The 9,412-nt window shown below is 59.7% G+C and carries 10 protein-coding genes and 1 pseudogene; 10 read left to right on the plus strand and 1 reads right to left on the minus strand.

Annotation, left to right across the window (positions count from 1 at the left end; translation table 11 throughout):
- From EN884_RS13955 to EN884_RS13975, 5 genes and pseudogenes are all read left to right on the plus strand, one after another.
- A pseudogene (locus tag EN884_RS13955) lies at positions 1-464 on the plus strand (ABC transporter substrate-binding protein); the annotation flags it as partial.
- The gene (locus EN884_RS13960) at positions 461-1,285 is read left to right on the plus strand and encodes an ABC transporter permease (RefSeq protein ID WP_027162619.1); all 825 of its coding nucleotides are present in this window, start codon (positions 461-463) and stop codon (positions 1,283-1,285) included. The pseudogene EN884_RS13955 and the gene EN884_RS13960, both read left to right, overlap by 4 nt.
- On the plus strand, positions 1,254-1,994 hold the full coding sequence (locus EN884_RS13965) for an ATP-binding cassette domain-containing protein (RefSeq protein ID WP_013532066.1): 741 nt from the start codon (positions 1,254-1,256) through the stop codon (positions 1,992-1,994). Before EN884_RS13960 ends, EN884_RS13965 begins: the two co-directional genes overlap by 32 nt.
- 34 nt (positions 1,995-2,028) lie before the next feature.
- Complete coding sequence (locus EN884_RS13970; protein WP_027162621.1) at positions 2,029-2,991, plus strand: quinoprotein relay system zinc metallohydrolase 2; 963 nt, start codon at positions 2,029-2,031, stop codon at positions 2,989-2,991.
- 118 nt (positions 2,992-3,109) lie between these two features.
- Positions 3,110-3,973: a quinoprotein dehydrogenase-associated SoxYZ-like carrier gene (locus EN884_RS13975; protein ID WP_063167845.1), complete on the plus strand. Its 864-nt coding sequence runs from the start codon at positions 3,110-3,112 to the stop codon at positions 3,971-3,973.
- Positions 3,974-4,097: 124 nt separating this feature from the next.
- Here EN884_RS13975 and EN884_RS13980 read toward each other — a convergent pair whose 3' ends face one another.
- Complete coding sequence (locus tag EN884_RS13980) at positions 4,098-4,451, minus strand: hypothetical protein (protein ID WP_013532069.1); 354 nt, start codon at positions 4,449-4,451, stop codon at positions 4,098-4,100.
- Between the two features lie 686 nt (positions 4,452-5,137).
- Here EN884_RS13980 and EN884_RS13985 point away from each other — a divergent pair.
- The 5 genes from EN884_RS13985 to EN884_RS38975 all read left to right on the plus strand — a co-directional run.
- On the plus strand, positions 5,138-7,039 hold the full coding sequence (locus tag EN884_RS13985) for a methanol/ethanol family PQQ-dependent dehydrogenase (RefSeq protein WP_013532070.1): 1,902 nt from the start codon (positions 5,138-5,140) through the stop codon (positions 7,037-7,039).
- Between the two features lie 178 nt (positions 7,040-7,217).
- Positions 7,218-7,742: a c-type cytochrome, methanol metabolism-related gene (locus EN884_RS13990; RefSeq protein ID WP_013532071.1), complete on the plus strand. Its 525-nt coding sequence runs from the start codon at positions 7,218-7,220 to the stop codon at positions 7,740-7,742.
- Positions 7,714-8,607, plus strand: a complete 894-nt coding sequence (locus EN884_RS13995) for a quinoprotein dehydrogenase-associated putative ABC transporter substrate-binding protein (protein WP_013532072.1) — start codon at positions 7,714-7,716, stop codon at positions 8,605-8,607. The genes EN884_RS13990 and EN884_RS13995 overlap by 29 nt, the downstream gene beginning before the upstream one ends.
- A complete protein-coding gene (locus EN884_RS14000; RefSeq protein ID WP_027162625.1) occupies positions 8,604-9,164 on the plus strand; it encodes a PQQ-dependent catabolism-associated CXXCW motif protein in 561 nt (186 codons plus the stop codon). The genes EN884_RS13995 and EN884_RS14000 overlap by 4 nt, the downstream gene beginning before the upstream one ends.
- A partial coding sequence (locus EN884_RS38975) for a hypothetical protein (RefSeq protein ID WP_206617594.1) occupies positions 9,115-9,412 on the plus strand: 298 nt, incomplete at its 3' end. The genes EN884_RS14000 and EN884_RS38975, both read left to right, overlap by 50 nt.

Consider the following 9,412-nt stretch of genomic DNA (forward strand, 5'->3'; position numbering starts at 1 on the left):
AGGCGATACAGGGCGAACTCGATGCAGTGCTGAATTTCTGGCATTTTTGCGCCCGTCTCGAGGCCAATGGCTTCCGTCGATTGATCGGCGTGAATGACGCGGCAAAGACGCTTGGGGCTCTTGGACCCGTGTCGGCGCTCGGTTACGTCTTCCATGACCAATGGGCGAACGAGAACCCCGATGCCGTCAGGGGGTTCGTGAGGGCGTCCGCGCAAGCCAAAGACTTGCTGGCCAGATCCGATGACGAATGGCTGCGTCTGGCGCCGATCATTCGCGCGGAAGGCAAGGAACTGGAAAAACTGCGCGATCGCTATCGTCAGGGCATTCCCAGACGGTCGGTCGCCGAGGAAGCGGCTGACGCCGGCAGGCTATACCATGTGCTGGCGGCGATCGGCGGCGCGAAGCTGGTCGGCAGCGCGGCGGAGATGGCGCCCGGCACATTCTGGCAGGAACCCTGGAAATGACCGCATCGGAAACCGACGGCACGCGTGATGCCCCGCCGAGCATGTCCGGCCGACGCAGCCTGGCGACGGCACTGGCGCCCGCGCTGACCGTAGCGGTTTCCCTGCTCGGGCTTTGCCTGCTGTGGAACCTTGCGGCAGGCGTCTGGCCAAGCCGTGCCTTTCCAGGACCTGGGCAGGTCTGGCAGGTGCTTCTCAGGGAGGCTGCGAGCGGCGACCTCTTTTACCATCTCGGCGTGACCCTCGGCCGGGTCGCCGCAGCATATATCGTCGCAATGATCATCGGATCCGTCATCGGCGTTTTGCTCGGCAGCTATCGTCGCGTCGACCGTTTTTTCAACCCGTGGGTGATCCTGTTCCTCAACATCCCGGCGCTGGTGGTCATCGTCCTCGGCTACATCTGGTTCGGCCTCAACGAGGCGGCGGCGATCGGCGCGGTGGCGGTGAACAAGATCCCGAATGTCGTGGTGACGATGCGTGAAGGCGCCAGGACGCTTGATCCAAGTTATGCCGAGATGGCCACCGTCTATCGCTTCGGCCGCCTTGATCGCATCCGCCATATCCTGCTGCCGCAATTGCAGCCCTATCTTGCCGCCGCGTCGCGATCCGGCATCGCCCTCATCTGGAAGATCGTCCTGGTCGTCGAACTGCTCGGCCGCTCGAACGGTGTCGGCTTCCAGATCCATCTCTATTTCCAGCTTTTCGATGTCGCCGCCATTCTTGCCTACACGCTGGCTTTCGTGGCGGTGATGCTTGTCATTGAACTTCTCCTGGTGCAGCCCGTTGAACGACATGCAACCCGTTGGCGCCGTCGTCCCGCTTAAGGTCGACATCGCCGAAAAGACCTTCAGGTCCGCGCGAGGCGTCTCGATCACGGCGCTTCAGGACCTTTCCTTCGAGGTCCGGCAAGGCGAATTCGCCTGCTTGCTTGGACCGTCGGGCTGCGGCAAGACCACGACGCTGCGTATCCTGCTTGGCTTGGACAAAGACTTTTCCGGCTCCTTCCAGTTGCCGCAAGGAGGTTCGAACCGCATCGCCGCCGTATTCCAGGAACCGACCCTGCTGCCGTGGCGAACGGTGGAGCAGAATGTCAGGCTGGCGTTGCCGAAAAGCTTGAGGGCGAAAAATCTCGACGGGCTGTTCGACACGCTCGGCCTCGCGGCCATGCGCTCGCTCTATCCTGCCGAACTGTCGCTCGGCCTTGCGCGCAGGGCAGCACTTGCCAGGGCTTTCGCCACGGAGCCGGCGGTGCTTTTCCTGGACGAACCCTTTGTCTCGCTCGACGAACAGACCGCCGAGCGGCTTCGGCATCTGCTTTTGACCGTGTGGTCGGCACGGCCCACGACCGCCTTGATGGTGACCCACAATCTACGCGAGGCACTGATGCTCTCGGACCGCATCATCGTGCTCGCGCCGCGGCCAACCCATGTGCTCGGCGTGTTCGACGTACGGTTGCCACGGCAACATCGCAATTCGCAGGTGATGAGCGACCTTCTGCGGTCGTTCCATCATAGATTTCCGGACGTCACCTGATCGCCTGCAGGTGAAATGCATATCGGAGGCCTTCATGTCGATCGATCGGCTAAGACGCAGGCTTGTGAGTGGCTTCGCCTGTACCGCCGCCAGCGCCGCCTTGATGCCGTGCTGCCTCGGACGAGCCGCGGCTGGCAACCTGGGATTCTCGCTCAGGCAGATCGCCGACGGCGTCTTCGCCTTCCAGGGCACGGATGAATTGATGACCGCCGCCAACGACGGTGCGATCTGCAATCTGGGCGCCGTCATCGGTACCGATGCGGTTGCCGTCATCGACAGCGGTGGCAGCCTGATCGAGGCGCACGCCTTTCTCGCCGCGATCGGAAAGGTAACCGCAAAGCCGGTTCGCTTCCTGGTCAACACCCACATGCACCCCGACCACATCTTCGGCAATGCGGCATTCCGGGAGATCGGCGCGACCATCGTCGGTCACCGCAATCTGCCGCGCGCCCTCGACGCGCGTGGCGCGTTCTATCTGCACAACTATCGCGAACAGCTTGGCGAGGCGCTGATGGAGGGGGTCGAGATCGTGTCGCCGACCAGGCTGGTCGACGATCACCTGCAACTCGACCTCGGCGGGCGCACGATCGAACTGCGGGCATGGAAGGCGGCGCACACCGACAACGACCTGACCGTATTCGATACCACGACCAGAACGCTCTTTGCCGGCGATCTGGTGTTCATGGGCTCCTTGCCGACGCTCGACGGATCACTGCTTGGATGGCTCCGCCAGATGGATGCACTCACCGCGATCGACGCCGCGCGCGTCGTTCCAGGTCATGGTCCTGTAACGGCCGACTGGCCACAGGCACTGGCGGGGGAGCGACGCTATTTCGAGGTTCTGGCGCGCGATATCCGCAAGGCGATCGCCGACGGAACGCCGCTGCGCGAAGCAGTCAAAACCGCAGGCGGAAGCGAACGGGACAATTGGCACCTGTTCGACGATTACAACGAGCGCAACGCAACGGCCGCATTTGCCGAACTCGAATGGGAATAGACGACGCCGACATGCGCCAGGCGGCCGTAAAGCACGGCGATTTGCCAAGGCGTCGCCAAAGGCTTATCCTCAACGCCAGCCTGGGCACCACCTCTCTTGCATTGGTGGAGGCATCGAAATGCAAAATCAAGCTTACTCGAGCCGGCAGCTCGCCTTGCCGCTCGCATCCGTTTTCACCGCGATCATCTTGACCATCGGCACGTTGCTCGGCTCCTCGGGAGCCGCCAACGCACAGCAAACAACCGCGTCCTCGGATAGAATCTGGCATGACTTGAAGGGCGACGTGTTCGGCGATCGGGCAATTCTGGTCGATACCGGCGTCGTCCGGATCGAAGCACCGAAGCGGGCGCAGGATGCCGCCATCGTGCCCGTCGATATCTATCTCGATCCAGCCAAGGCGCCAGACGGCATCAAATCCGTTACCTTGATCATCGATGCGAACCCTGCACCGGTGGCGGCAACGTTCCAGCTCGGCAAGGATGCCGGCGTGACGCATCTGTCGACGCGCGTGCGCGTCAACGACTATTCCTATCTGCGCGCCATCGCTGAGACGCAGGGTGGTCAACTCCATATGGTACAGACCTTCGTCAAGGCGTCAGGTGGCTGCTCCGCCCCTGCGGTCAAGAACCAGGACGAGGCCAACGCGACAATGGGTCAGATGAAGCTGCGCCAGTTCCCGCCCAAAGAGACGATGACCAAGACCGAGGAACTGCAGTTGATGATCCGGCACCCTAACAATTCGGGGCTGCAGCGGGATCCGCTGACCCAATATTTCATACCGGCGCATTTTGTCCAGAAACTGTCGATCTCCCAAGCCGGCCGGCCGATCCTCTCCATGGAAGGTGGAATATCGATTTCGGAAGACCCCAACTTCCGATTCGATTTCACCGTGCACGGCAATGGCGAAATCCAGGTTGAAGCGATCGATACGGACGGCAAAACATTTCGCAATCAGTGGCCGCTCGAGACAGCGGGACTCTGAAGTCTCGATATCTTGCGCTGGACTGCCGGGTGCTTGCCACTTGATCCCGAAAATGGAGCTCGTTCGGGAAGATCACGCCCGGGCAGAGGACGGAGCTCCATCCGGCTTCCGGATGGAGCAGGCTCTAAAAGCAGCGCACGTCGGCTTCCGACTGCGCGCGCTTCAATTCGGTACGGGCTGCCTTCGCCGGTGCGCTTTCGCGAAACAGCGCCGCGCTTTCGCCTGTGGTCAAAGACATGCTCTTGAAAGTCTCGGCTCTCTCATAGTGGTCGTAGGGAAGGATCGAGGCGATGACGTCGATCGAGCAGGAACAGCTTTCCAGCGCCTGACGTGTCTGGCCGTTCGTCTGCATGCAGCCGAGCACGTAGTCGGCGATCGTTGCTGTCGGGTAATCACCCGCGGCGCCCGCCGGGTTTGCGAAGGCCAGCGGCGCGGCAAGGAGCAGCGGCAAAGTCGAAAATCCAACATATCTGATCACGGGAAAACCTCCGGTTAGCCTAGGCGCGATGCGCCCAGTCGGGATCACCGTGGCAGTTGGCAACGTGCAGCAGAGTCAGTCAAGCGCCCATGGCTTCCGTATGCGACCAAAGGAGGAATGCGGGGCTTGTCGACCGTGGTTCCGCATGGCGGCTCCGTGGCCTGCTCCACGCCCCGACTCCAACGATCATCTCATGCTTGGCCCACTATCGATTCCCAATGGAGCACGCGCATGACCATGCCGAGACATCGAAGCGAATACCTCCAAATAAAATCAACGCTTAGGCGAAATGTAAAAATCAAAAAATAACTAAATTTTATGCGCCCCATCGTTATTTCGCGGTCATAAATACTTTATCTAACAAATACCGTCCTGCTTATTTTCTTATATTGCACCGCATCATTTACGATATTGCGGTGCAAAAACACCAGCAGGCTTTTTTGCTTGCCTAGCCTTTTACGATGACATAGCCTCACCCTGTTTCCGGCTTCAAGGGCGTCACCGTCATTAGGGAGCGGCGACAGTCTTTCGTAGGCCAAGGTGAGGTGGGCAGTAACGGTGCCCTCTGCACATCTGGCTTAGGTCGTGACACGCTGCCGGAAATATTTCCCCCCCGTGAATCGCTTGGGCAAGCCCTTGTGGGCTCAGCAAATGATTCATCACTATGAACCTCGGGAGGAATTCGGATGCGTGTACTTACGAAAGCTACCTATATTCTAACCACTGCGGCGTTTCTGTCGCTCGGCGCGGCCTATACGGCGTCGGCTAATGAGGACCTTGCAAAGCTGGCTTCGGATTCGAAGAACTGGGCAATGCAGACGGGTGACTACGCCAACACCCGCTATTCCAAACTCAACCAGATTACTGCGGACAATGTGAAGAACCTGCAGGTCAAGTGGACCTTTTCCACCGGCGTGCTACGAGGCCACGAGGGTGGACCGCTTATCATCGGCGATGTGATGTATGTCCACACGCCTTTCCCGAACAATGTCTTTGCGCTCGATCTCAAGAATGACGGGAAGATCCTTTGGAAGTACGAACCCAAGCAGGATCCCAACGTCATTCCGATCATGTGTTGCGATACGGTCAACCGTGGCGTTGCCTATGGTGACGGCAAGATCATTCTCAATCAGGCCGACACCACAGTCGTCGCCCTCGACGCGAAGACTGGCAAGGTCGTCTGGTCGGTCAAGAACGGCGACCAGACCGATGGCGGCAAAGGCGAATCTGGTACGGCTGCCCCCGTCGTCGTCAAGGACAAGGTGCTCATCGGCGTCTCCGGCGCCGAATTCGGCGTTCGCGGCTGGCTGGCCGCCTACAATCTGAAAGATGGCAAACTCGCCTGGAAAGCCTATTCGGAAGGTCCGGACGCAGACACCCTGATCGATCCCGAGAAGACCACGCAACTCGGCAAGCCGGTTGGCAAGGATTCCGGCACGAACACCTGGGAAGGCGAGCAGTGGAAGACCGGCGGCGGCACGACATGGGGATGGTATTCCTATGATCCCAAGCTGAACCTGGTCTATTATGGCACCGGCAATCCCTCGACGTGGAACCCGGTCCAACGCCCCGGCGACAATCGCTGGTCGATGACGATCATGGCCCGCGATGCGGATACTGGTGTTGCCAAATGGCTCTACCAGATGACCCCGCATGACGAATGGGACTATGACGGCATCAACGAGATGATCCTCGTCGATGGCATGGAGGTCAACGGCGCCAAGCACGACGTGCTGGTGCATTTCGATCGCAATGGTTTTGCCTACACCATGGATCGCGCCACCGGCGACCTTCTCGTCGCCAAGAAATACGATCCGGCCGTGAACTGGGCGACCGAAGTCGTCATGGACCCCAAGAGCGAACAGTATGGTCGCCCGCAGGTCGTGGCGAAATATTCGACCCAGCAGAACGGCGAAGACACCAACTCGACGGGCATCTGCCCGGCGGCGCTTGGAACGAAGGACCAGCAGCCGGCGGCCTATTCGCCGAAGACCGGGCTGTTCTATGTCCCCACCAACCATGTCTGCATGGACTATGAGCCTTACAAGGTGAGCTACACCGCCGGTCAGCCTTATGTTGGCGCCACCGTGTCGATGTATCCCGCACCTGGCGGCGACGGCAACATGGGCAACTTCATTGCCTGGGATGCGGCCAAGGGCGAGATCGTCTGGTCGAAGCCCGAGCAGTTCTCGGTGTGGTCGGGCGCGTTGGCGACAGATGGCGACGTCGTCTTCTACGGTACACTCGAAGGCTACATCAAGGCGGTCGATAAGGACGGCAAGGAACTCTACAAGTTCAAGACCCCGTCCGGCATCATCGGCAACATCACGACCTACGAGCAGGGCGGCAAGCAGTATATCGCCGTTCTGTCGGGCGTCGGTGGATGGGCTGGTATCGGCCTGGCAGGCGGCCTGCTTTCGCCTGACAACGCCGCTGCCTGGCATGGCGCCGTCGATCAGGGCCGCGCGCAAGGCGACCAAGCCGCTGTCGTTGGTACAGCTGGCCTGGGTGCCGTCGGCGGCTACGCGGCACTTGCCGACTACACGACGCTGGGCGGTCAGCTCACCGTCTTCGGTCTCCCGGATTGATGCGCTGGGAACCTTGAGCATGCCTCAGGTCTTGTGAGACCAAAGGCTTGAAGAACGAGAGCCCGGACATCCGGAAGCCATGGCCGGGCTCTCGATTCGGTTACGCACCCAAAAACACCGATCAATGCCGGTCGCGACAGCAAAACCGTGTCCATTGGCAAATGAAGGAAGCGTTTGAATGTCCGTTCGCATTGTAATTTCGGCTTTCGTCCTGGCTCTGCTGCCTCTGGCAAGCTCGAGCCTCGCCCGGGCCGACGACAGCATGGAAAAAGCCAAGGCGGTAAAGGAAGAAGGCGGCAAGTATTTGGATGCGGATGGAAATCCGACCTACAAGATCGAAAACGGAACCGTCGATTGGTACACGTTCAGCGGCTACCGCCGGTATCATTCCGATTGCCATGTCTGCCACGGACAGGACGCGACAGGTTCGAGCTATGCGCCGGCTTTGGTCAACAGCTTGAAAACCATGGATTACGCCACATTCCTCTCGATCGTCGCCGAAGGCCGCAAGAATGTCGGCGGCGGCAAGGAAAACGTCATGCCTGCCTTTGGCGACAACAAGAACGTCTATTGCTACCTGGACGATCTCTACGTCTATCTGCGCGCGCGCGCGGATGGCGCGGCGCCCCGCGGAAGGCCGCCCAAGCACGAAGACAAGGCCCAGGCGGCGAAGGATGCCGAAGCATCCTGCATGGGTGGATGACATGATCGGCCGCGATGCATTGAAGCTGCGCGTCGTTCTGCCGATCCTCGGCACACTCGCCTTGCTGCCGTCGAACGCGCATGCGCAAAGCGCCGGCCTTGGCGCGGCGGGAGAACTGGTCGACCCTGACATTCTGCGCGTCTGCGCCGATCCCTCGAATATGCCCTTCACCGACAAGAGCGGCGAAGGCTTCGAAAACAAGCTGGCCGAACTGGTTGCCGCGAAAACCGGGCGCAAGTCCGTCTCCTACACCTGGTTTCCCACGATCACCGGCTTCGTGCGCAATACGTTGGGGGCCAACCGATGCGACATCATCATGGGCTATGCCCAAGGCGATGAGCTGGTGCAGAACACCAACGCCTACTATCGCTCCGCCTATGTGCTGGTGCATCCGAAAAGCCACGATATGGAAGGCGTGGAAACGATCGAGGATCCCAGACTCACAGGCAAAACGATCGGCGTCGTTGAAAGCACGCCGCCAACCGCCAACATGGCCGCCAACAAGCTTCTGCGGACCGCCAAGATCTATCCGCTTGCGGTGGATACGCGCGTCACCCCATCAATGGGGGAGGTCATGATCAAGGACATGCTGGCACACAAGATCGATGCGGCGGTGCTGTGGGGACCGATGGCAGGTTACTACGCCAAGGAACTCGGAGCTGATGTGACGATCGTTCCACTGGTGAAGGAAAAAACCGGCTCGCGCATGTCTTACCGCATCACCATGGGCGTACGTCCGTCGGACCAGGAATGGAAGCGGACGCTCAACCGGGTGATCAGGGAAAACCAGGCGGAGATCACCAGGATCCTGCTGAGCTACAACGTGCCGCTGATCGACGAACACGACAACCTGATTACCCAATGAATGGAAGGGAGACTATTTTCGTGCTGGTCGCCGCGAGCCTTCTGGGTCTGGCCGAGCCGACATGGGCTGGCGACATCGCCGAACCCAGCGGTTTCCGGATGGACGACTATCGGGCGCCGGTGCCGCGGACGCTGCAAGGCGCGAGGGTGGTGACGACGGTGGAAGCGGAAGCGCTGTGGCGAGCGAAAAAGGCGATCTTCTTCGACGTGATGCCGGACACGCCCAAACCGGCCAATTTGCCGGCAGGGACGATATGGAGAGACAAGGTCAGAAAGGACATTCCAGGCAGCATATGGCTGGCCAATGTGGGATACGGCGCTATTTCGCAGGAGACCGCCAGCTATTTTCGCCAAGGCCTCGCGGCCAAGGCCGGGACGGACAAGTCGCGCACGGTTCTGTTCTACTGCATGACGAATTGCTGGATGTCGTGGAATGCGGCGAAACGGGCCGTCCAGTGGGGCTACAGTTCAGTGATCTGGTATCCGCTCGGCGCCGATGGATGGGAAGATGCAAACCTTCCACTGGAGGAGAAAAAACCCTACGCAACGAACAATTGAAATAAGGACTGCAATTATTCTCGATAGTTTGTTTTCAATTTTTCAAAACCTATTGTTTCATTTGTCCATTTTGAAACTTGATGGACGAGCCATTGCGTCGGTGCCCTGCAATGGTTGGCTAACGACAGGATCGGTCCCTTCGGGCTGGTATAAGAGGAGAAATGTCATGAAGAAGAACTGGAAAAAACCGACCATGTGTCAGGTTGCCGCTGGCTTCGAAATTTCACGGTATCTGCCTGCTGAAATTA

This window comes from Mesorhizobium sp. M7A.F.Ca.AU.001.01.1.1 (assembly GCF_004022735.1).
Lineage (GTDB): Bacteria > Pseudomonadota > Alphaproteobacteria > Rhizobiales > Rhizobiaceae > Mesorhizobium > Mesorhizobium ciceri.

Coding starts and splice junctions, on each gene's coding strand:
- EN884_RS13970 (WP_027162621.1), top strand. CDS start 2,029: ATGTCGATCGATCGGCTAAGACGCAGGCTTGTGAGTGGCTTCGCCTGT.
- EN884_RS13960 (WP_027162619.1), top strand. CDS start 461: ATGACCGCATCGGAAACCGACGGCACGCGTGATGCCCCGCCGAGCATG.
- EN884_RS13995 (WP_013532072.1), top strand. CDS start 7,714: ATGCCGAAGCATCCTGCATGGGTGGATGACATGATCGGCCGCGATGCA.
- EN884_RS13975 (WP_063167845.1), top strand. CDS start 3,110: ATGCAAAATCAAGCTTACTCGAGCCGGCAGCTCGCCTTGCCGCTCGCA.
- EN884_RS13965 (WP_013532066.1), top strand. CDS start 1,254: ATGCAACCCGTTGGCGCCGTCGTCCCGCTTAAGGTCGACATCGCCGAA.
- EN884_RS14000 (WP_027162625.1), top strand. CDS start 8,604: ATGAATGGAAGGGAGACTATTTTCGTGCTGGTCGCCGCGAGCCTTCTG.
- EN884_RS13990 (WP_013532071.1), top strand. CDS start 7,218: ATGTCCGTTCGCATTGTAATTTCGGCTTTCGTCCTGGCTCTGCTGCCT.
- EN884_RS13985 (WP_013532070.1), top strand. CDS start 5,138: ATGCGTGTACTTACGAAAGCTACCTATATTCTAACCACTGCGGCGTTT.